This is a genomic window from Pseudomonas sp. IT-P294 (assembly GCF_949767865.1).
GTDB lineage: Bacteria > Pseudomonadota > Gammaproteobacteria > Pseudomonadales > Pseudomonadaceae > Aquipseudomonas.
The window spans coordinates 59,215-81,647 of the sequence record NZ_CATKQW010000011.1 but is presented as its reverse complement, the minus strand read 5'-3'; the positions used below and the strand labels follow the sequence as shown (position 1 = coordinate 81,647).

The window sequence follows — 22,433 nt, the reverse complement described above, 5'->3', positions numbered from 1 at the left end:
TGGCTCGACGGGGAGGCGCAATACGCAATCCCAGCCATACTTGCCTCTGCTCTTGACGCGTTTTCTCAGATTTTTTACACAAACCATAAAAAGAAGAGACCGACTCATGAAGTTCGAACCTTTTGCCAAATCGCTGATTGCGACCTCGTTGGCGCTCAGCTGCCTCAGCACGTACGCGGCCTCGGTGGCCCCCGTCGCGGCCGAAAACGGTATGGTCGTGACGGCCCAGCATCTGGCGTCCCATGTGGGCGTTGATGTGCTCAAGAATGGTGGCAACGCCGTCGATGCCGCGGTCGCGGTGGGTTATGCGCTGGCGGTGGTCTATCCCGCAGCGGGTAACCTGGGTGGCGGCGGCTTCATGACCATTCAGCTGGCGGACGGGCGCAAAACCTTCCTCGATTTCCGCGAAAAAGCACCGCTGGCCGCCAAAGCCGACATGTACCTCGACAAACAGGGCAATGTCGTCCCGGACCTCAGCACCCGCGGGCACCTGGCCGTTGGCGTGCCGGGCACTGTGTCCGGCATGGAACTGGCCCTGCAGAAGTACGGCACCAAGCCGCGCAAGGATGTCATCGCGCCGGCGATCAAGCTCGCCGAAGACGGTTTCGTGCTGGAGCAGGGCGATGTCGATTTGCTGGACTATGCCACCGACGTGTTCAAGAAGGACATCAAGGATTCCGGCTCGATCTTCCTCAGCAATGGCGAGCCGATGCAGGTCGGGCAAAAACTGGTGCAGAAAGATCTGGCCAAGACCCTGCGGGAAATTTCCGAGAAGGGCGCCGACGGTTTCTATAAAGGTTGGGTGGCCGACGCCATCGTCACCTCCAGTCAGGCCAACAAGGGCATCATCACCCAAGCCGACCTCGATAAATACAAGACCCGTGAGCTGGCGCCGATCGAGTGCGACTACCGGGGCTATCACGTGGTCTCGGCACCGCCACCAAGCTCTGGCGGGGTAGTGATCTGCGAGATCATGAACATCCTCGAAGGCTACCCGATGAAAGACCTGGGCTACCACTCGGCCCAAGGCATGCACTACCAGATCGAAGCGATGCGCCACGCCTATGTGGACCGCAACAGCTATCTGGGCGACCCGGACTTCGTGAAAAATCCGATCGCGCACCTGCTCGATAAAAACTACGCAACCAAACTTCGCGAAGCCATCAATCCGCAAAAGGCCGGCATATCCCGCGACCTCAAACCCGGTGTCGCGCCTCATGAAGGCAATAACACCACGCATTACTCCATCGTCGACAAATGGGGCAACGCGGTATCGGTGACCTACACCCTCAACGACTGGTTCGGTGCTGGCGTCATGGCCAGCAAAACCGGGGTCATTCTCAACGACGAAATGGACGACTTCACTTCGAAAATCGGCGTACCGAACATGTATGGCCTGGTCCAGGGCGAAGCCAATGCCATCGCTCCGGGCAAGGCACCGCTGTCATCGATGAGCCCGACCATCGTCACCAAGGACGGCAAAGTCGTCATGGTTGTCGGCACCCCCGGCGGCAGTCGCATCATCACGGCAACCTTGCTGACCATGCTCAACGTGATCGATTACGGCATGAACATCCAGGAAGCGGTCGATGCACCACGTTTCCACCAGCAGTGGCTACCGGAAGAGACCAATCTGGAAGCCTTCACCACCAGCCCGGATACAGTGAAGATGCTGGAAAGCTGGGGGCATAAATTTGCCGGGCCACAGGACGCCAACCACCTGGCGGCGATTCTGGTAGGCGCGCCTTCGCTGGGAGGCAAACCGGTCGGCAAGAACCGCTTCTACGGCGCCAACGATCCACGTCGCAACACCGGGCTGTCGCTCGGTTACTGAGGATCGTTTTTTAAAGTGTTTTTCAAAGGGGGACAGATCTATTTTCTGTCCCCTGATTGGCCAACACATCAAGGAAGGCACCATGACAACTGCACTACTGATTATCGACGTCCAGCAGGCCCTGTGCTCTGGCGAGTACGAATGCTTCGAGATCAAACGGGTCATCGATAACATCAACGACCTGAGCGCCGGGGCCCGTGACGCTGGTGTTCCGGTCATCCTGATTCAGCACGAAGAAGCGGGTAGCCCCTTGGCGCACAACGCCCAAGGCTGGCAACTGGCCGAAGGGCTGGACACCTCGGCCAAGGATCTGCGGGTGCGCAAAACCACGCCGGATTCGTTTTACCAGACCAACCTGCAACATCTGGTACCGAAGGAGGACTTCGAACGCCTGATCATCTGCGGATTGCAAACCGACTACTGCGTCAACGCTACCGTGCGCCAGGCCTTGAAGCTGGGTTACGACGTGGTGCTCGCAGGCGACGCTCATTCCACCGTCGCCAACGCCAGCATGACCGCCGAAGACATCATCGCCGAACACAACAAGGATCTGGCGCACCTGACCGGTTCGGTGGCACGGATCGACGTCACTCGCACCAGCGACATACGCTTCTAAGCAGCAAAAATCTCGATCAACTCAGTCAGGAACGCACTTACCAGATCCCGCTGCCGCGACGAATGCCGAACTGCCGCATGAAAGCCCACCTCATAGCGCAGCAGTTGAGGATTCAACGGATGCAGTTGCCCCAGCTGTTCATGCTTGGCCGCATAGTGCTGCGGCAAGAAGCCCAGGTGCTGGCCCGACAGGATGAGCAGGGCGGCGCCATCCATGCTGTCAGTGAGCACGGTCAAGCGTTCGATCGAAGTGGGCGCCGGCATTTCCGGCAAGGGGTGACTAGGCCAAACCCAGTCGTAGCCGCTGACGTCCTCGCGGGTCAGATCACCCACTTGCCCGGACAACGGGTGAGCCGGGGCGCAATAGGCGATCTGGGTTTCCTTGAACAGGGGAAAGTAGTCAATGCTGGGCAAGCGGTGCCAAAAGTAACCAATCGCCAGATCGATATGGCCGTTGATGATTTTTTCTTCCAGCAGTGATGACGACAGCTCAGTGAAGTGGAAATAAAGTCCTTCATGGCGAGACCGCAAACGTGCAATGGCCAGGGCGATTTTCTTGTTGGCAACGGGATCGATCTGACCGAGCAAACCAATGTTGATGTTGCCCGACACTTTACGATTGATGTGCTGGACCTCCACCCGGAAGCCTTCGGCTGCCGCCAACAGGCGTCGGGCCGCCTCGACGAACTGACCGCCCTTGGGCGTCACCGAAAAACCGCCGCGCCCGCGCTCGCAAAGACGAAATCCCACCCGCGCTTCCAGCGTGGCCAGTTGCGCGCTGATGGTCGGTTGCGTGGTGTTGAGCGCGGTTTGCGCGGCCGATATGCCGCCCGCCTCGACAACGGTCAAAAATACCCGGATCAAACGCAGATCCAGCTCCGATACAGTTCCCAGCATGTGTGTCCCCCAAAGCTCAGTCACATAGATGCGGACCTATGTAAACAGTGTGCCTGCGATATTTAACCGCCCTGATCAAGGCCCTACATTGCAATGAAACCGGCGCTTTGCCCATAAAAACAACAAACACCAGCATAGGAACAGTCGTATGTCAGGGTCCCCTCATTCTGTGCACGCCGTCGAGGCGAACAGCGGACTGGCCATCGAAGGCCATTCGATCGATTACATCCCACACAGTGAACGTCACGCCAAGCTCAGCAGCCAAGGGCCTTTCTGGTTTTTGGGCAACTTCCACTTCTTCACCATTTCCATCGGTTTTGTCGGCCCGAGCCTCGGATTGTCGGCGCTGTGGACGATGCTGGCCGGTGCGCTGGGCATCATGTTCGGCACCATCTTCATGGCTTTCCACGGCTCGCAAGGTCCGGAGATGGGCCTGCCGCAAATGATCCAGTCCCGTGCCCAGTTCGGTTATCGCGGGGTGATCGTGGCCTTGATGGCGACGATGTTTGTGTTCGTCGGCTTCAACGTGGTCAACGTCTCGCTGATCATGAACGGCCTGGAGCACGTGTTCGGTATCGACCCGACCATCGTGGCGGTGACTGTGGTGCTGATCGGTGCGCTGCTGTCGATCTACGGCCACGACTTGATGCACAAAGCTTTCAAATGGGCATTATTGGCGACCTTGCCGCTGTATGCGCTGGTCACCATCGCCTTGATGTTCGGCGCCGGCCAGGAGGGCGTAGCCCCCGCGACCGATCTGGGGTTCAACTGGGTAGCGTTTGCCACACTGTTTGCTATCGGCGCCAGCTACAACATTTCCTACGCGCCTTATGTCTCCGACTATTCCCGCTACCTGCCGAAAAACACCAGCCGGCCGAAACTGATCGCGGCTATCTTCATCGGCGCTTCGTTGTCGGGGAGTTGGATGATCGGTCTTGGTGCCTGGCTCGCCCAGCAGTTGAAAGCGACGGACGCATTGGTCGCCCTTAACCAGGTCGGTTCATCGATGATTCCGGGCCTGGGCAATGTGTTGGTGATTGTCTCGGTGGCTGGCTTTTTGCCAATCATCGCCCTCAACACTTATAGCGCCATGCTCACGTTGCTGACAGGCGTCGACTCGATAAAAAAAATCACGCCGACGCCCCGCGCCCGAGTGATGTCGATCAGCGTGATCAGCCTCATCCTGCTGACCTGCGTGCTCTCGATCAAAGGCGATGGCATCGCCTTGTTGAACACCTTCCTCGTGCTGCTTCTGTACTTCCTCGTGCCTTGGACCGCAGTCAATCTGGTCGACTACTTTTTCGTGCGCAAAGGACGCTACGCCATCCCGCATTTCTTCACGCCGAAGGGCATTTACGGCGCCTGGCAGTTTCGCGGGATCGCTTCTTACATGATCGGATTCGCCGCGATGGTGCCGTTTTTCTACATCTTCGATGCGGCCGCCGGTAAAGAGGTGTTCGTCGGACCGCTGGCCCGCATGCTCGAAGGCGTGGACATTGCCTGGCTCGTAGGTCTGGCAGTATCGGGCCTGACGTATTACCTGCTCAGCCGTTCGATCGACCTTAAGCACGAGCACCGGATCATCGATGCGATCACCGAGCACGACATTGTCGCCTTGGCCCATCAACCGCTGGAGGAGGTGCGTTGAACAGCGCAAAAAACACCGTAGTCGCCTGCTGCCAGGTGGCGCCGAAAATTGGCGACCTCGCTTACAACCGGACGCTGTCTGAACGTGTGATTCGTTCGGCGGCGCTCCAGGGTGCTCATGTGGTGGTGCTGCCCGAACTGGTCCAGAGCGGTTACGTGTTTGCGGACCGCAACGAAGCGCTGTCATTGTCCGAAACCGCAGACGGCCCGGCCCTGACGCTATGGAGGGCGCTGGCGAAGGAACTGAACATCGTCGTGGTCGGCGGATTCTGCGAGCGACTGCAAGGCGATGAACTGGCCAACAGCGCAGCGATGATCGATGCCCAAGGACTGCGCGTCGTTTATCGCAAGGCGCACCTCTGGGATGCCGAGAAAGACATATTCAGCCCCGGCGACGACGCGCCGCCGGTCATCGAAACGGTCCATGGCCGGATCGGCATGCTGATTTGCTACGACCTGGAATTCCCCGAATGGGTCAGATTGCCGGCGCTGGCCGGTGCCGATTTGCTCTGCGCTCCGGTCAACTGGCCGGACGGGCCACGGCCATTAACCGAGCGTCCGGCTGAAGTTGTGCGGGTGCAGGCCAACGCCTCGATCAACCGGATGTTCATCGCCGCGTGCGATCGGCATGGCCACGAGCGCGGTGTTGGTTGGGTGCAGGGTTCGGTGATCGTTGATGCTGATGGTTATCCGTTGGCAGGGCCGGCGGAGCAGGGGGGCGAACAGCTTTTGCTGGCGACACTCAACCTCGCCGAGGCGCGGAACAAGCGCATTAGTGCGCGTAATGATCTGCATGGGGATCGGCGGTTGGGGTTGTATGGGGGCGTCGAGGAGTGAAGCGGTAGGCTATAGATCGCTTTTGGCCGAATGTTGCCCGTTACGAAGGGCAGCAATTGGCCAAAAGTGGACGGTGGACACGCTGATGGCAAATGGGTAGCTTCATTAGCCGGCAGCAGTCCTTGCCATCACCCATGCTGCGTTTCTCCCTGAGCAATGTCGCATTTGCCGTGACCGCTTCTGAGCCAACCTCACCGTTACGGAGCATATAAGACATGTCAAACATCGTCGCATGGACCCTCTTCGCCTTGGGGGTTTTCCATATTCCATTCGGTATTATCAAGTTCAAAACAGCATTCGCCGCCGCTGTAGACTCTGGCTTCATTGACCAATTCAAAGCGCACGAAGATCGGCGAACTGCCCTCTGGTTTACCATGCTGGGACCGCTTTTTATGCTCGCAGGGCAGACAGCAATTCACGCCGTAGCTGTTGGCGATCTCGCGCTACTTAAAATTGTCGGCATCTATGTGCTTATGATCTCGATCATTTGCGTCATTGCTGTTCCAAAATCGGGGTTCTGGGCAACGCTGCTGGTATCTCCGCTGATCATCGCGGCAGGGTATGGCCTGTACGCCTAGTAAACGGTTCATCCTTCACGATAGGCAACAATGGGCCAGCAGCAGCCAGTCAGATGTGTCTGGATAGTTTGAGGTGATCCAGTCATATTTGGTCGTGGGCCTCAAAACCAGCCGCGATCCAATGGCTACGAGTTAGTTTTCTCACCCGTTATTTCGCTCCATATTTAGCGCCATACAGACTGTGTATGGTGCGCAACCGATTGATACGCTGCGAACACCAGCAAAGATGGCCGTTGCGTTTTGCACGCCAGCACTTTTCATGGAGCTCGCCTTGAAGAAAATCGTTCTGATTGCTTTCGATCAATTCACTGATATCGCCAGGGGAACGTTGCAACCGCTGGCGGATGCCTTTCGGCGCTCTATCTGGTGGGATGGTTGGTTGAATCCTTGTTCGATATCGACAAGCGCCGTGCGACGTTGCTCCCTGTTCTGCTAGCAGGGCAGCAAGAGCTCTATGATGCCTTGATCGGGCTCAGTATCCGATAAGGAGAAGTTGGCGCGGTTGTCCCTGTCCGGCTTGAAAGTCGGTAACCGTCACTTCTAAGCTAGATAAGCACGACAGGGCGACAAGGAGCGTTATACGACAAACCATCGCAACAAGAAACGCGACATGGCGTGTCGTCTAATTAGTAGTTAGAACTCAGGAGAGATCCCCGATGCCCCGAGAATTTGAGCTCATAATGTCCGTGCCAGTCCCATCGAGGTCCGGCATCACCCACCTTTACAAGTCGATGGACCTAGCGGACGCTTTTGCGATTCGGCTCCCTGCGGGCACATCTACCAATCCAGACTTGCTAGCTCGATTCATCCTTTCCCACCAACCATCCTGGATCGGATGGCTCATGAAAGTTCGAGACACTATCGTTGCCTGTTTTGGTCTCAAGACAGCCAAACATTTGGCATCACTTGCTAATCGGATCGGAGTTTTCAAAGTCTACAGCACGAAGAAGACTGAAATCGTGATGGGAGAGGACGACAAGCACCTCGACTTCCGAATATCGATCCTGTGTTCTGGAGAAGCAGAGCCAGAAGGCAGTCGCCAACTCGTTTTTTCAACCGTGGTCCATTGCCACAACCGTCTAGGCCGGGCCTACATCTTCGTTATTGCCCCATTTCACCGCTTGGTTGTTAAGGCCAGTCTCCTCCGTGCAGCGCGCGTCGGTTGGCCTCTGGCTACCTGCACCTAAGGCTGAGAGCGGAAAAAGGGGACGGATTTATTATTAGGAAAATAAATCCGTCCCCTTTTTTCCGATTGTATTAACCGCTCATGACACTCGTTAGAAAAGCGGAATGCTATAGCTTACAAAAACTCGATTCTGATCTACGTTACGAGACGCTTCGCTGTTGGACTTGCCGTTACGCCAACTGAACCCGACGCCTTTGAGCGCTCCGGACTGAAGGACGTAGTCCAGGCTAATGTCTCTTTCCCATTCCTTTTGGTTGTCGCCTGACGTAGTTTTAATATTATCGCCGGAGAGGTACATGACCGAGCCTTTCAGGCCAGGGACACCCAGAGCGGCGAAGTCGTAAGCATATTGACCGAAAGCTGTGCGCTCGCCTGCGTGGGTGAAAGTTTGGATCAGGCGGTCTGTATACAGATACAGGCTTGCTCCACCGGCGCCCTTGTCTACCAGGCTACCCTGATTGAGTTGAGTGAAGTTGCTGCCATCCGACACACTTTGGTAACCCGCGGTAATTGCGTGGCCACCCAGCGTATAAATCAACGCGGCACTCCAGGTACGGTTGTCGATCTCTCCATCACCGTTTTTGGTGTAGCCACTCATTCTGTAGCCTGACGTACCGGAGCTATTTGCACCGGACGAGTCAGTTTTGAAGTAGCGCAGGTCGGTTTTAAGGGACTGATTGTCCGAGAGGGCAAGGGTGTGAATTAATCCAAAAAAATGCTGCGTATAGTAGTTATCGAGGTTGGCGTAATAGTACTGAGCTGTCAGATCCTTGGTGACGCTCCAATCGCCCCCGGCGAAGTCAAACTGATTACTTTCACGGGTACCACCAGCAACGGCCAACCCCGTCTGATCGCTCGAACCACGTCCTGTCGCATGTTCGATCCGACCTCCAGTCAAGGTCAGCCCCTTGAACTCGCTCGAGGTGATTTGACCGCCCTCGAAGGTTTGTGGAAGCACGCGCCCATCGTTGGCGACCAGAATGGGGAGTTTCGGAATCAAGGTGCCGTAGCGAAGTTCGGTTTTCGACATTTTGACTTTTCCGGTCAGCCCCAGCCGGCTCCACTCATCGACGGCACGGTTGTCACTGTCAGAAGGCATCATGGTGCTGCCAGCGTGCCGTCCTTTGCCGCTGTCCAGGGTAACCCCCAGCAACCCCAGGCCATCGACACCAAACCCAACCATGCCATCGGTATAGCCCGATTTGAAGTCCAACATGAAACCCTGCGCCCATTCTTCGGTTTTGGAAGGGGCGGCAATGCCATCGCGGTTGTCATTATTGAAGTAGAAGTTTCTCATTCCCAAAGTGGCTTTGCTATCACTCAGGAACTCAGCATGCGCCTGGGCACTCAGGGTGAGACCAAGAAACACCGAACTTGCAGCAAATTTTTTTCTAGTCACTTATATAGCGCTCCATTTGTTGTTTTCAAGTAATAGAAGCAACACAAAATCTTCCAGCTCATCGCAACTATGCGATGAAGGCGCTGAACAGCTAATTAACTTATTTATTTAAATAGATTAGACGGTGCTCAAGGCATATTTAGATAAATGATCTAGTGGCCCAGCGGTTAGTTCGTCAATCAACAATAGCCAGAAACAGGCGCAGCCGAGTCCACGCAACAATGCTGCGTCCTCGACACGGGTCTGATGGGCGCCGATATGGCCTGTCTGGCTTTCGGTAGCAGATGGGAAACTGGTCATTTTTTTCGCGGCTCTTTTTGTTATGCAGCGCGATAGCGTTAGAGCCGAGTGTGTGAGAAAGGCGCAGGGAGCGCCTTGCCAGGGGAGATGGAGTTCTGCGTTGGGGTCTGAAAATTTATCTTATCGTCTGATTTTTAGGACGGGGACCCGACACAATTGCCGGTCACGCCGCAATGATCGAGATCCGCTGCCGCCCAAAGGGTATGGCAAGAAATGCGGGTTTTTCGACCTATGCAGTCAAATCCGCCGAGCTAGGATGCATGGCACCAACAGTCCGAGTGCACGGTAGATAACCAGCACCGGTCAAGCCGTCCCCTCACCAACTAATCTCATCGAGAAAGGAACAATCATGACTATTGAAACGCAGAACAAATCCATCGTGCTTGAAGCTTTTGATACGTTGTTCAATAAACGCGACTACGTTGCTGCCGAAGCGTATTGGTCTCCTGCCTACATTCAGCACAGTGCCCTTATCGCACCTGGGCGTGAGGGGCTGTTTGACCTGATCAAAAGCCTGCCCGATACATTGACTTACGAACCCGGTGTCATCATGGCGGAAGGTGACAAAGTGATGGTTCACGGTCGTTTCTCTGACAATGGTCATCCTGCCGCGCTCATCGCGGTGGATATCGTGCGTCTGGAAAATGGCATTCTGGTCGAGCACTGGGACGTTCTCCAGGACGAGGCCACCACCGTCAGTTCAGCCAGCGGCCTACCGATGTTCGGCGCACGTTTCCCGGATTCGGTTGAGTAAGAGACGGTTCTGCGATGAACCAATAATGACCCCTGAGATTAATTGGCGCTGCGGGGCGAGTCTGTATCCGCCCCGGTTGCGCCAACGAAGTTTCATGCTCGATAGTTCAATATCGAGCGTTTTCACAGGCATCAGTCGTTACGCGATCCAATTGAGGGGAGTTTGAGTCCCGCTCTTTGCCGCATCCAGCAACTGATGCAGACGCAATGCATCGTTGAACGTCGCCGCCGCCTGGGTGCCTTCGGCAACATCCTGCGCATATACGTGATAGAGCTCTGCCAGTTCAAGCACTGCGGACGGTAATGACGAGGCCGGCAGGCGCTGATAATTCTCAGGCAGCGGCAATACTTCCAGCGTCAGGTTATCGCCATGCGCACCCTCGATGACATAGTCGTCGCCCACATCGCCAAACGCCGAACGGTTGCTGATTTTCAGGTCGCCCTGATCACCGGTGATGTCGATTTGCACGCCGGAACCGTTCCGCTTGCCGCCTTCAATGTGGATCGAGACAACGCCACCATCCTCCAGCATGCCGCTGAGCACCAGTTGGTCAGGCGCTGTACTCGGCAGTACTTCGCCGGTTTCCTTGATGGTCACCTGTGGGAACTGACTGACCATCAGGCCTGACACGCTGAGCGGCCAGCCAGTCGCCGTGAAGAGCATGTCGAGGAAATGGCCGGCATAGATTGCAATCACACTGGAGAAGTTTTCCTCCGGTGCGGTCCAGCGCAGCGCATTGGGTCGCACGGCCTGGAAGTAATTCATGCTGACATGCATCCGCACTGAACGTACTTTGCCGACGTAACCTTGTTGCAGCAGATCTTGCAGGTAACGGTTGTGCGGTGCATGGCGGCGTTGCAGACCGACGATGTGACGCACGCCTGCCTTGTTGGCCAGTTGCAGCAGTTCCTGGGAGTCAGCGGTGGTCGTCGTCAATGGCCATTCGCAATAAACATCCTTGCCGGCAGCAATGGCGGCACGCACGGTTTTTTCGTGCTGGGGCGCGGTGTTGAGCACCACGACCAAATCAACTTCGGGGTTATTGACCAGTGCTTCTACCGAGTCGGCCACCTCGGAGATTGAATACTCGCCGGCCGCTGCTTCAGCACGTTCACGCCGTTCGCTGTAGACCGCCTGCAAATGATACTGCGGCAAAAGGTTAAGCACGCGCAGGTGGCCATGGCGTGCCCAGTTGCCTACGCCAATAATGCCGACGCGAATCGGTGAGTGTTTGGTTGTCATGGGAAAGTCCTCGCAAGGTAATGAATGTTTGTCGAGGTGGAGTCTATGGAGTGAGCGCGTGGGGAAAAACCGGCCAGAGGGCAGAACACTTCGGACACGGATGGCGCTAATGGACGGTGTGAATCGTTTGATTGTGGAGTGATTGATCCGCAGTGATTGGAGCTGCGCCCTGTTTTTCGTCGACTGCTCGATACCTAACATGGCGCCACTCATTTCTGTGGAGCTATCCCATGAACGATTCACACGCAATACCTGCTGCTTCTGCGCAGCCTCAGGAGCAAGCGTCTTCCTCACGCGATTGGTTGTCGGTGTATTCCGTTGCGCTTGGCGCATTTGCCTTTGTTACTACTGAATATCTACCGGTCGGCGTCTTGCCCCAGATCGCCAACAGCCTCAGCGTCACCGAAGGTGTGGCAGGGCTGATGGTCACCGTGCCGGGTGTGGTCGCCGCGGTGTCGGCGCCGGCGATCATGCTGGGCGCGGGCCGTATGAACCGGCGTCACTTATTGCTGCTGCTGACCCTGGTGCTGGTGGCTTCCAATGTGGTGTCGGCATTGGCTCCTTCACTGGCCGTCATGTTGTTGGGGCGCGGGCTTCTCGGTGTTGCGCTAGGGGGATTTTGGGCTGTGGCCATTGCGGCGGCGGGGCGGTTGGTCAGCCAGTCGAAGGCAGCCAAGGCCACGGCGTTGATCTTCGCAGGGATCACCCTGGCAACGGTGTTCGGAGTGCCTTTCGGGACGTTTGTCAGCACGCTGTTTTCATGGCGCATGTCCTTTGCCGTGACAGCAGGGCTCGCGTTGCTGGCGCTGATTGCGCAAGCGTTGACCTTGCCGTCATTGCCTTCCAGCGAAGGCCTGAAGTGGCGCGCGCTCGTGGCATTTTTGTCGCGCAGTAATGCCCGCCGCAGCATGTTGTTATTGGGCACTGTGGTGGCGGCACATTTTACGGCTTACACCTACATTGCACCGTTCCTTGGCCATGACGCTGGCTTCTCACCAACGGCCATCACCGCCATCCTGTTGGGTTTCGGCCTGGTCGGCATGCTGGCGAATTTTGCGATGGCCGGGACCATCACCACCCATTTACGTGCCTCATTGGGCGCCGTGGTATTGCTGATGGTGGCAGCGCAGTTGGCCTTGCCTGAGTTGCAGGGGATGGCTGTGTCGCTGGCGGTATTGGTGTGGGGCATCGCATACGGTGCGATCCCTCTGGGCGTGAGCAGCTGGATGCAACTGACATCACCCCAACTGCCAGAAGCGAGTTCGGCAATGCTGGTCACGACCTTTCAGGTTGCCATTGCCTCAGGTTCACTTTTCGGTGGTTTGATGGTCGATCATGCCGGTGTGCCGTCGGCTCTCTGGCTGGGCGCTGGCATCGGTTTGCTCGGGCTGGCGGTGATGCTCAGTTTCGGCATCCAGAAGACTCCGATAGCCCAATCACTGCAACGCTGATTTCAGCCTTTCAGAATGTTGTCTTTGAAAAAGTCGATCAACACTCGCAACCTCGGTGCTGTCTGCTTCGATGCAGGCCAGAGCATCCACAGGTTGCCGGTGTGGTCGGTGTAATCCTCCAACACCACCTTGAGCCTGCCGTCGGCCAACGGTTCACGGATCGAAAAATCCGGCAGGCAGGCAATCCCCACCCCATCGATCGCCAGGTATGTCAGCGGGTCCATCGTGGTGCAAGTCAAGGCCCGCGTCAGGTTCGGCTCGATGTGCGTGTCGCCGACGCGCAGCGGCCAGCGCTCGATCATTCCCGTGGCTGGAAACTTGTGCAGCAGGCACACGTGGCGGATCAAATCGTCCGGGTGCGTCGGGTCGCCATGGCGTTCCAGATACGCCGGCGATGCCACCAACTGCAATTGGTAGCCGCCCAACTTGCGCGCCATCAGCCGCGAGTCCTGCGGTGCGCCTGTGCGGATCACCGCGTCGAAACCTTCCTCGATCACATCGACCATGCGGTCGGACATGTCCACGTCCAGTTCGATGTCCGGGTAGGCGCGCATGAATCCGGCCAGCACCGGCATGATCAACACGTTCTGAATCGGCACGCTGATACGCACCTTGCCGCGCGGTGTGGCGGACAACTCAAGCAGCTCCATTTCTGCCGCTTCCACTTCGCTGAGGATACGTTTGCAGCGGTCCAGGAACAGCTCGCCTTCGGTGGTCAGGGTGACGCTGCGGGTGCTGCGATGGAACAGCCGCACACCCAGGCGTTCTTCCATGCGCGCCACGCTCTTGCCCACTGCTGATGAGGAGATTTCCAACAGTCGACCGGCTTCGGTAAAGCTGCGGGTTTCGGCCACATGAATGAAGGCCGTAATGCCGCTGAGGCTGTCCATCATTTGAAGTGTGCTCGGTGCGGAGGGAGGGTTGATGCAGAGTAGAGGCGGGCGGGGAGATTGTGAAGGGACATCGGCTATTCATGGGTGCCGTTAACTTTCATGAACCTGACGTGACGTCCCAGTCTGGCTGCACGCTCTGCATTTGAGTTTGCCAATCGTGCAGCCGGCGAATGGCCTGAAACGTCGGTATTTCGACCCATGAGCTTCTAAGTTCGCGCCTAGCATAGCCCCTGTATTCACAGCACGGGCAACCCGCCCTTTTCCTCATTTATTCACGCTTTGCATTTCCGCAATCTCAGAGGACTTACTCATGAAACTGACTCAAAACACCATCTTCATCACCGGCGGCGGTTCTGGCATTGGCCGTGGGCTGGCCGAAGCACTGCACAAACTGGGCAACCAGGTGATTATTTCAGGTCGGCGCAAAGGCCATCTGGAAGCCGTCGTTGCGGCCAACCCGGGGATGCACGCAGTCGAACTGGATATTACCGATCCGGCCAGTATTACCGCGGTCGCGAAACAGTTGATCAGCGAATTCCCGCAGCTCAACGTGCTGATCAATAACGCCGGGATCATGTTGCCGGACACGGCGGCCGGCCAGGTGGATGACGAACTGCTGGCATCGACCGTTACCACCAATCTGATGGGCCCGATTCGCATGACATCGGCGCTGATCGAGCACCTCAAGAAAGCCGATGACGCTTATGTGGCGTACACCTCTTCAGTACTCGGTTTCGTGCCCATGGCGCTGACGGCGGTTTACAGCGCCACCAAGGCCGCGCTGCATTCTTACGCATTGTCACAACGCTTCATGCTGCGCGATACCTCGGTCAAGGTGCTGGAAATCGCGCCGCCATGGGTACGTACCGAGTTGATGAACAGCTCCGAAGTGGAACTGGCGATGCCATTGGATGAGTTCATTGCCGAGACGATAGCGGTGCTGGGCACGGACGCGGTGGAAATCCTGGTCGAGCGGGCCAAGCCAATGCGCGCTAATGCCGGGGCGGATGAACACGCCTTTGTCACTGAGTTCAACACACAGGTATCGGAACTCTACGCCCAGTAAGGACCCTGCGGCGCTTGCATCAGTGCGGGCGCCGTTGTCCGGACATCGACAGTTCGATCTCCATGATCGCCAGCATTACAGCCAAAAAGTCCGAAGTGTTGGGAAACACGGCCCATTTATCCACTCCGGAAAATCACCTTTACTGATGCCAAGCGCCCCAACCCCGAAAGCCCACATGGCTATCGACCCGGGCGGATATCCAATGGCTCTACACATACACTTCAATCGAGGCAACCATGTCCAAACTTCATTCCCCAGTTAAAGTCGGGCGGTTCACCTTCGCCCACCGCATTGTATTGGCACCGCTGACCCGCATGCGTGCCGAAGAGGGCGCTCGTCCTGGCGCCTTGATGGCCGAGTACTACGCCCAGCGCACTTCGCAAGGCGGTTTGCTGATCGGTGAAGCCACCATCGCTGCGCCAAACGGCAACGGCTATCTCGGCGCACCGGGCCTGTTCGACGACAGCCAGATCGCGGGCTGGAAACACGTCACTGACGCCGTGCACGCTAAAGGCGGCAAGATCTTTCTGCAGCTTTATCATGCCGGTCGCCAATCCAATGTCGACGTGCAGCCTGCAAACAGCATCCCCGTCGGCCCATCGGAAGTCCTGCACGGTGGCGTTGCTTACACCACCGAAGGTTGGGTACCCAATACCCCGAACCGCGCCCTGACCATCGAAGAGATTGCAGGCCTGGTAGAAAACTTCCGCACCGCTGCCGAGCGTGGCGTGAAAGCCGGTTTTGACGGCGTGGAACTGCATGGCGCCAACGGCTATTTGATCGACCAGTTCCTGCAGGACAACAGCAACAAGCGCACCGACATGTACGGCGGCTCGTTCGAAAACCGCGCACGCTTTCTGCTGGAAGTGACCAACGCGCTGATTTCGGTGTGGGGCAGTGATCGCGTGGCAGTACGTGTCGGTCCGAGTGGCACCTGGGGTGACATGGGCGACAGCGATCCAGAAGGCCTGTTCACCTACGTCGCGCAACAACTGGCGCCGCTGAACCTGGCTTACCTGCACCTGATCGAGCCGCGCATCCTGGGCAACATCGAGGACGAAAATGCCGACCCGGCACCGGTCGCTGCCCAGCTGATGCGCAAACACTACAAAGGCGTGATCATCGCCGCTGGTGGCTTTGACGGCGAATCCGCCGAGGCCATCCTTCAGGCTGGCGACGCCGATCTGGTGGCTTTTGGTCGCCACTTCATCGCCAACCCGGACTTGCCGGAACGCCTGCGCCACAACCTGCCGTTGAACGCGTATGACCGTCCGACCTTCTTTGGCGGTACCGAGGTGGGTTACACCGACTACGAGTTCTATAAAGAAGAAGCGACTGCGTAACGTCTTCGCTGAGCGCCCAAACGAAGCCCCCTTATGGGGGCTTTTTTTTGTTTGTACACAAGCTCTGGTGAGCCCGGCAAAAAAGGACAAAACATGGCTCGAAATGCCGGTATTTCGTCCTGTGAGCCTTGCTCCCGCTCCCTAATATGGACCCATGCCACAGCAACAAAGAACGTGAGTTTCGGGGGCGTTTGTCTTCAGCGTCATCGCTCGACGCGCCTGCGTGAACACGCACGCTACATCTTTAACCCACACTTGATAAAAGGAAGCATCGATGAAGTTTTTATCCGCTGCACTGTTAATGGCAACTTCCACCGTTGCGTCTTGCTACGCCATGGCGGCTACGCCCGCTACCGCGATCCACAACGTTGTGCTGGTACACGGCTCCTTCGCCGACGGCTCCGGGTGGCGTGGTGTCACGGAGATTTTGGAAAAGGACGGCTTTCATGTATCGGTCGTGCAAGAACCGGAAACCTCGCTGGATGACGACGTAAAAGCGGTCCAGCGTACGCTGGCCTTGCAGGATGCCCCAGCGGTATTGGTCGGACACAGTTATGGCGGTGTGGTGATCACCCAGGCCGGTACCGATCCGAAGGTTGCCTCGTTGGTATACGTCGCGGGTATCGCCCCGGACGCGGGTGAAGCGGCGGGCGAATTGCTGCACAAAATGCCAGCGGCCTCGACTGCGATTACCCCGACGGCGGACGGTTTCGTTTACCTGGCGCCGGACAAGTTTCGCGCCGACTTCGCCGCCGACCTGCCGGAAAAACTCACCCACTTTATGGCGTTGTCTCAAGTGCTGACCAACGGCGCCAACTTCGGCCAGAAGATTACCTCGCCAGCTTGGAAGTCGAAGCCGAGCTGGGCCATCGTCGCTACCCAGGACCGGGCGATAAATCCTGATCTGGAACGCTTCATGTATACCCGTGCCGGGTCTCAGGTGACAGAAGTCAAATCCAGCCACGCGGTGTATATCTCGCACCCGAAAGAAGTGGCTGCGGTGATCGAAAAAGCGGCGTTGGCAGCCCTGCCAAAGTAACAGGCCCACGTCACTCTCGGGATGCCCCTTCAAGGCCCTGTTGCAAACGCAGCAGGGCAATCTTGCAGTGTGGCAGACCGCTGGCCCTCATGGCCCCCGGCGCACTTGCAAGACATCTGGCTCCTGTGAGGCACCGGGAAGAGGAGGGTAGGGAAATGGTGCGGCCAACACCGGTCAATGCGCCGGGGAAGTCCGGTGCCGATACCGATCATGGACAACAGACAGCAGGAGCTAACCGATGACCACTCATCTTCAGAATAACGACGCGCCACACGCTGGTCAGCAGATCCAGGCGAGTCACCTCATCGTTGTTGAGCTGCGGCGCGCAAGCCCGTCCGACCTCGCCCAACAGATCAGCGGTTTTATCGACAGCATGGCTGTACTACCGAACTGCTCTCGTTATGCACTCGCCCTGGATCCCGCCGACCGTCACACCCTGCTGATTCAGGGTGATTGGAGTTGTCCTCTGGCGATGGCCGAGCACTTTGAATCGGCCCCCTTGCAGGCGCTTATCGGTTATCTGCGCTCATCGTTTGTCTACCGGATGGAATTCAGCTGTCAGGGCCTTACCGCCTGAGGCCGCGTCACAGCGGCGTTAGTCTCCATCCCTTTCGATCCTCTCGTTTCAGCGACATTTGTGGTCGCTGCGGGGCTTTGGCACGCGCCCAAAAAAACGCCATTTTCGGTCAACGCACAATGGCTTGAAATGACGGTTTTTCGACCGATGTCCCAAATCTATACAGCCCAAGATACTTCCCATGAGCAGCGCAGAGCGGTTGAAGTTCCGCACTCCTCACGATGAGCCTCGGCCAGAAGTTATCACTGACTGTTGCTTCGCGCCGCACGCTGAGTCGCCGGTCCGGCGCAACCCTAGCGCATCGATATAAAACCTCTTTTCGGAGCACGCCTGATGAATGATCTACTCGCTTTCGCCGTTGAGGCCCACGGTGGCCTGGATCGCTGGAATAGCTTCGCAAAACTGCGAGCCAACGTTTCGATCGATGGTGCTATCTGGCACCTCAAGCAGCAGCCGGGTCAGCTGTTCGATAAAGAATTGGATATCGAGACCCAGGCCCAGCGCCTGAGCATCACCCCTTTCGCCGGACCGAACCAACGCAGCGTGTTCCTACCGGGTCAACTGACCCTGCAAACCCTCGATGGAATCATCGTCGAACAACGCGACCAGCCCGCCGACGCCTTCGTTGGTCAAACCCTGGAAAGCCCTTGGGACCTGCTGCATGTGGCCTATTTTGCCAGCGAAGCGTTGTGGACCTACCTGACGTCGCCCTTTCTCTACACCTACCCCGGCTTCGAATCCAGGGAGATCGAGCCATGGAAGGAAAACGGCGAAGTATGGCGGCGTCTGGAAGTCACCTTTCCTGATCATATCGAGAGCCATACCCGCAAGCAGATCACCCACTTCGGGCCCGATGGCCTGATGCGTCGCCATGATTACACCGTCGACATTCTTGGCGGGGCTACCGGCGCTAACTACGTCAGTGATTACCGCGAGGTACAGGGGCTGATGATGCCGACCAAGCGCCGTATCTACGCCTACGACGAAGCGGGGCAAAAAATCCCCGAGCCTTTGCTTGTGTCGCTGGACTTCAACAACCTCATTTTCAGCTAATCGGCTCGTCCGCCACGCTGGGTGAAACCCAAGTCCTGGGCCTGCAATTCATTACCCCTTTTTGACTTCAGTTATTGCGGAGTACTTGCTCATGTCCATCGAAAATCTTTATGCCCCCCTGCGCTTGGGTTCGCTGCAACTGCCTCATCGCATCGTCATGGCCCCCCTGACGCGCATGCGTTCAGCTGCCGGTGGCGTACCCACAGCCCTGAGCGCCGAGTACTACGCTCAGCGTGCTTCAGCCGCGTTAATCATTACCGAAGCCACAGGTGTCAGTGTGCAGGGCATGGGTTATCCGAATATGCCGGGGCTGTACTCGGCCGAGCAAGTGGCCGGATGGTCCGCAGTGACCAAGGCAGTACACGCTCAAGGCGGGCGCATCATTGCGCAAATCGTGCATGGCGGGCGGACTTCACATTCTTCCTATAGCCCCGAGGGCGCGTTGCCGGTGGCGCCATCTGCATTGGCTCCGGTTGACGGACAGGCGTTCACGCCCGATTTTTCACTGGTACCTTTTGAAACCCCGCGCGCTCTGGACATCGATGAACTGCCCGGCATCGTCAATGACTTTCGTCAGGCCGCTGAAAATGCGATGGCCGCAGGTTTTGATGGGGTTGAAATTCACAGTGCCAATGGTTACCTGCTAGACCAGTTTCTTCAGGACAACAGCAACCTGCGTGAAGATGCCTACGGCGGTTCGATAGCAGGCCGCGCTCGCCTGCTTCTGAATGTGGTCGATGCGATCGCCCACACCATCGGCGCGGACAAAGTGGGTGTACGTCTGTCGCCGTCGGGCAATTTCAATGACATGAAAGAAAGCAACCCTACGGACCTGTTCAGCTATGTCATCCAGGCATTGAGCGAGCGTGGCATCGCTTATCTGCACTTGATCGAGCCTCGCGCTTCGTCGGTAGGCCTGGGTGACGACCTGAGTTTGGATGTCGCCAACAACGCTCGATTATTCCGCCGTCTTTTTAAAGGACCGGTGATCTCGGCGGGAGGCTATACCGCGCAAAGTGGCAGCGAAGCGATTGCTGCCGGGGATGCCGATGCCATCGCTTACGGGCGCATGTTCATTGCCAACCCGGATCTGGCTGCTCGTTTCAAATCCGGTGCTGAATTGAACGCGTACGACCGCAACACTTTCTACGGCGGTGCCGAAGTGGGCTACACGGACTATCCGACACTAGCCTCGGCTTGATTGAGGCCCGGGTGGCTTAACTCACCTTTCCACAGCTGGAATACCATGAACGCAACCCCATTCATCAAAAGCAACCGGCCGCTATATTGGCTGGCCTTAGGCACGTTTGCCGTCGGTACCGAAAGCTTCATGATCGCGGGCCTGCTTCCCGGCATGGCCAAGGATCTTGACGTCAGCGTTGCCACGGCGGGACAGTTGGTCACTGTATTTGCGCTGGCCTATGCACTGAGCTCTCCAGTGTTGGCGGCGCTGACCGGGAACCTGAACCGGCGCAGGCTGCTGATCGGTGCCATGGCGTTATTTGCGGTGGCCAATCTGCTGGCCTTCATGGCCAGTGGCTATTGGTCCTTGATGGCCGCGAGACTGGTGCTGGCGCTCGCGGCGGCAGTGTATGTACCCGGTGCGAACGCACTGGCCAGCGTGGTCGTGCCGCCAGAACAGCGTGGCCGCGCCATCGCTATCGTCAACGGTGGCCTGTCGCTCGCCATTGCCCTGGGTGTTCCGGCGGGCACCGTGCTGGGGGCGGCAATGGGTTGGCGTGCCACGTTCGGCAGCGTCGCGATCATTGCCGCGTTGGCCGTTGCCGGTTTGCTGATAGGCCTTCCACGCGAGATAGGAACCGGACTCGCTACCGCCAGCCTTCGCCAGCGCATTTCAACTGCGGCTCAACCTGCGGTTTTGCATACGCTGCTGATCACTACGTTGTGGGCGATGGCGAGCTACACCACTTACACCTACCTCGCGCCGCTGTTGGAGGCCACCACCCTGATAAATGGCCCGGCGATAGGCTTCGTGCTATTTGGCTGGGGTGTTTTCGCCGCAATCGGCCTGGTCATCAGCGGCCGAACGGTAGACCGCAAAGGTCCGCGCGCAGTGATCCTGCCCGCGTTGGCGACATCCACTACCGCGTTCGTCGTCCTGTCGCTGGCGCCGCACTTTATCGATAAACAGTTTGTAATTGTGCCGGTTGTCCTCGCCATCGCTGCCTGGGGCGTGGCGCACTGGGCTTTTTATCCTGCCCAGCAAACGAGGCTGGTCGGCGTGGCTGGCGTTGCGAGCGCGCCGGTGGTGTTGTCGCTCAACGCCTCCTTCATGTACCTCGGTTTCTCGCTGGGTGCGGGTCTTGGCTCCCTGACATTGCATTACAGCTCGTTGACCAACCTTGGCTTTGTCAGCGCCCTCTGCACAGTAACGGCCTTGATCCTGGCCTACACATCCGGTCGCCGAGCTGCACCGCAACTTCAACCTTCAAATTAAATAATCTGCACGCTCAAAAAGTAGCGTTCCAAGAATGAATAACGGCGGCCAATGGCCGCCGTTATTCTGATGCGAAAAAATAGACGCTTATACGTCGGCGTTAGAACCGAAGGTCCGGCGCAACGATTGCGGGGATTGGCCATATACGCGCAGGAAGGCCCGGCGCATACGTTCGCGGTCGCCAAAGCCGGTCTCCGAGGCCACCGCTTCGAGCGTTAGACGTCCCTGTTCGATCATCAATCGGGCGGCCTCCAGCCGCAGGTTTTCGATGGCCTTGGCGGGGGAGCTTCCGGTTTGCTCGCGAAAGCTTCGACTGAACTGCCGAGGGCTCAGGCACGCCGCATCCGCCAGGTCTTCTACGGAAAGGTCGCGACGCAGGTTTTTTCGAGCGAAATCCAGCGACTGCTGAATGCGGTCGGAGCTCGGACTCAGTTCCAGCATCGCCGAATGCTGGGACTGCCCACCCGCACGGCGATGGTAAAGCACCAGCCGCTGCGAGACGGTCCGGGCCAGCGCGGCACCGTAATCCTTCTCGACCATACCGATGGTTAAATCGAGCGCAGCGGTCATGCCCGCCGAGGTCCAGATCTTGCCATCGATGATGAAGATGCGATCTTCTTCGACCTTGATTGCAGGGAATCTGTCGCGCATTTCCTTGGCGCGAGCCCAGTGCACTGTGGCGCGACGCCCATCGAGCAACCCGGACTCGGCAAGCGCGAAAGCGCCGACGCACAAAGCGCCTACTCGCCGTGAATTGGCATTGGCTTCAATCAGAAAGGAGTGAATACCGTTCGACGCCGAACTGCGATCCATTGCGCCGCTGATCAAGATGGTATCGAACTCAGTCTTGTGGAACTGCTGCGTATCGACCGACGTGAACAGCGAACTGGCGACCAGGCCGCCATGCTCGGAGAGCACGCTGATGTCATAGAGTTTTTCACCCGCAGCCAGGTTGGCAAACTCGAAAGCTGAAAGCGCAGCCAGGCTCATCACCTGAAAATCGGGCCGTACGATTAACGCCACACTTTGCATAAAGACTCCCGTTCGCCCAGTTGAACGCTGGTTTGAGGCATGGATTCTGCTGACATGCGAAACGCAAGCATGCGCGAAAATCGCGGGACTGCAAGCAGAACCGCGATTTCGCCAGGGGGTTAGTGTTTTGTGCCGGGTAAATCAGTCAGGCAGGCGCGCGCGAAGGCCGAAAACGATGGTTTTACGGCCTTTACCCACACTAAGGCGCTCTCTACTCTGACCGTATTCCATG

Annotated in this window: 20 protein-coding genes and 1 pseudogene; 16 read left to right on the top strand and 5 right to left on the bottom strand. The window is 57.5% G+C overall.

What is annotated here, in order from left to right:
* Nucleotides 1-106 precede the first annotated feature (106 nt).
* Complete coding sequence (ggt, locus tag ACM6I0_RS07820) at nucleotides 107-1,834, top strand: gamma-glutamyltransferase (RefSeq protein WP_414921931.1); 1,728 nt, start codon at nucleotides 107-109, stop codon at nucleotides 1,832-1,834.
* Between the two features lie 82 nt (nucleotides 1,835-1,916).
* Entirely contained in the window at nucleotides 1,917-2,450 is a 534-nt protein-coding gene (locus ACM6I0_RS07815; protein ID WP_414921930.1) for a cysteine hydrolase family protein, read from the top strand.
* On the opposite strand, the gene ACM6I0_RS07810 is transcribed toward ACM6I0_RS07815, so the two are convergent.
* Nucleotides 2,447-3,346 carry a LysR family transcriptional regulator gene (locus ACM6I0_RS07810; RefSeq protein ID WP_414921929.1) on the bottom strand — a complete coding sequence of 300 codons (900 nt, stop codon included), beginning with the start codon at nucleotides 3,344-3,346 and terminating at the stop codon, nucleotides 2,447-2,449. The genes ACM6I0_RS07815 and ACM6I0_RS07810 overlap by 4 nt on opposite strands.
* 148 nt (nucleotides 3,347-3,494) lie before the next feature.
* Here ACM6I0_RS07810 and ACM6I0_RS07805 point away from each other — a divergent pair, with 148 nt between their 5' ends.
* From ACM6I0_RS07805 to ACM6I0_RS07785, 5 genes and pseudogenes are all read left to right on the top strand, one after another.
* Nucleotides 3,495-4,994 (top strand): purine-cytosine permease family protein, encoded by a 1,500-nt coding sequence (locus ACM6I0_RS07805; RefSeq protein ID WP_414921928.1) that lies wholly within the window; start codon nucleotides 3,495-3,497, stop codon nucleotides 4,992-4,994.
* Nucleotides 4,991-5,830, top strand: coding sequence for a nitrilase-related carbon-nitrogen hydrolase (locus ACM6I0_RS07800; protein ID WP_285429455.1), 840 nt, complete (start codon nucleotides 4,991-4,993; stop codon nucleotides 5,828-5,830). The genes ACM6I0_RS07805 and ACM6I0_RS07800 overlap by 4 nt, the downstream gene beginning before the upstream one ends.
* A gap of 215 nt (nucleotides 5,831-6,045) precedes the next feature.
* Nucleotides 6,046-6,408, top strand: coding sequence for a DUF6463 family protein (locus ACM6I0_RS07795; protein WP_285429454.1), 363 nt, complete (start codon nucleotides 6,046-6,048; stop codon nucleotides 6,406-6,408).
* Between the two features lie 318 nt (nucleotides 6,409-6,726).
* Nucleotides 6,727-6,894: pseudogene (locus tag ACM6I0_RS07790) on the top strand (thiamine biosynthesis protein ThiJ); the annotation flags it as partial.
* 170 nt (nucleotides 6,895-7,064) lie between these two features.
* Nucleotides 7,065-7,595: a DUF2867 domain-containing protein gene (locus ACM6I0_RS07785; RefSeq protein ID WP_310504657.1), complete on the top strand. Its 531-nt coding sequence runs from the start codon at nucleotides 7,065-7,067 to the stop codon at nucleotides 7,593-7,595.
* Between the two features lie 90 nt (nucleotides 7,596-7,685).
* Here the strand turns inward: ACM6I0_RS07785 and ACM6I0_RS07780 are convergent, their stop codons facing one another.
* Nucleotides 7,686-8,993 carry an OprD family porin gene (locus tag ACM6I0_RS07780; RefSeq protein WP_285429453.1) on the bottom strand — a complete coding sequence of 436 codons (1,308 nt, stop codon included), beginning with the start codon at nucleotides 8,991-8,993 and terminating at the stop codon, nucleotides 7,686-7,688.
* 649 nt (nucleotides 8,994-9,642) lie between these two features.
* On the opposite strand from ACM6I0_RS07780, the gene ACM6I0_RS07775 reads away from it, so the two are divergent.
* Nucleotides 9,643-10,047, top strand: a complete 405-nt coding sequence (locus tag ACM6I0_RS07775; RefSeq protein ID WP_285429452.1) for a nuclear transport factor 2 family protein — start codon at nucleotides 9,643-9,645, stop codon at nucleotides 10,045-10,047.
* A 138-nt stretch (nucleotides 10,048-10,185) separates the two neighbouring features.
* Here ACM6I0_RS07775 and ACM6I0_RS07770 read toward each other — a convergent pair whose 3' ends face one another.
* Nucleotides 10,186-11,289, bottom strand: coding sequence for a Gfo/Idh/MocA family protein (locus tag ACM6I0_RS07770; protein ID WP_285429451.1), 1,104 nt, complete (start codon nucleotides 11,287-11,289; stop codon nucleotides 10,186-10,188).
* A gap of 230 nt (nucleotides 11,290-11,519) precedes the next feature.
* Between ACM6I0_RS07770 and ACM6I0_RS07765 the strand changes: the two genes are divergently transcribed.
* Complete coding sequence (locus tag ACM6I0_RS07765; protein ID WP_285429450.1) at nucleotides 11,520-12,740, top strand: MFS transporter; 1,221 nt, start codon at nucleotides 11,520-11,522, stop codon at nucleotides 12,738-12,740.
* Nucleotides 12,741-12,742: 2 nt separating this feature from the next.
* Here ACM6I0_RS07765 and ACM6I0_RS07760 read toward each other — a convergent pair whose 3' ends face one another.
* Nucleotides 12,743-13,630: a LysR family transcriptional regulator gene (locus tag ACM6I0_RS07760; RefSeq protein WP_259156603.1), complete on the bottom strand. Its 888-nt coding sequence runs from the start codon at nucleotides 13,628-13,630 to the stop codon at nucleotides 12,743-12,745.
* A 313-nt stretch (nucleotides 13,631-13,943) separates the two neighbouring features.
* Between ACM6I0_RS07760 and ACM6I0_RS07755 the strand changes: the two genes are divergently transcribed.
* The 7 genes from ACM6I0_RS07755 (at nucleotide 13,944) to ACM6I0_RS07725 (ending at nucleotide 21,169) form a co-directional block, all read left to right on the top strand.
* Nucleotides 13,944-14,699, top strand: coding sequence for an SDR family oxidoreductase (locus ACM6I0_RS07755; RefSeq protein WP_285429449.1), 756 nt, complete (start codon nucleotides 13,944-13,946; stop codon nucleotides 14,697-14,699).
* Between the two features lie 236 nt (nucleotides 14,700-14,935).
* The gene (locus ACM6I0_RS07750) at nucleotides 14,936-16,042 is read left to right on the top strand and encodes an alkene reductase (RefSeq protein ID WP_285429448.1); all 1,107 of its coding nucleotides are present in this window, start codon (nucleotides 14,936-14,938) and stop codon (nucleotides 16,040-16,042) included.
* A 274-nt stretch (nucleotides 16,043-16,316) separates the two neighbouring features.
* Entirely contained in the window at nucleotides 16,317-17,081 is a 765-nt protein-coding gene (locus tag ACM6I0_RS07745; protein WP_285429447.1) for an alpha/beta fold hydrolase, read from the top strand.
* A gap of 238 nt (nucleotides 17,082-17,319) precedes the next feature.
* Nucleotides 17,320-17,658 carry a hypothetical protein gene (locus tag ACM6I0_RS07740; protein WP_285429446.1) on the top strand — a complete coding sequence of 113 codons (339 nt, stop codon included), beginning with the start codon at nucleotides 17,320-17,322 and terminating at the stop codon, nucleotides 17,656-17,658.
* 333 nt (nucleotides 17,659-17,991) lie between these two features.
* Complete coding sequence (locus ACM6I0_RS07735) at nucleotides 17,992-18,711, top strand: hypothetical protein (protein WP_285429445.1); 720 nt, start codon at nucleotides 17,992-17,994, stop codon at nucleotides 18,709-18,711.
* 91 nt (nucleotides 18,712-18,802) lie between these two features.
* On the top strand, nucleotides 18,803-19,912 hold the full coding sequence (locus ACM6I0_RS07730) for an alkene reductase (RefSeq protein WP_285429444.1): 1,110 nt from the start codon (nucleotides 18,803-18,805) through the stop codon (nucleotides 19,910-19,912).
* Nucleotides 19,913-19,957: 45 nt separating this feature from the next.
* The gene (locus ACM6I0_RS07725) at nucleotides 19,958-21,169 is read left to right on the top strand and encodes an MFS transporter (RefSeq protein ID WP_414921927.1); all 1,212 of its coding nucleotides are present in this window, start codon (nucleotides 19,958-19,960) and stop codon (nucleotides 21,167-21,169) included.
* Nucleotides 21,170-21,256: 87 nt separating this feature from the next.
* On the opposite strand, the gene ACM6I0_RS07720 is transcribed toward ACM6I0_RS07725, so the two are convergent.
* Entirely contained in the window at nucleotides 21,257-22,201 is a 945-nt protein-coding gene (locus ACM6I0_RS07720) for a GlxA family transcriptional regulator (protein ID WP_414921926.1), read from the bottom strand.
* Between the last annotated feature and the right edge of the window lie 232 nt (nucleotides 22,202-22,433).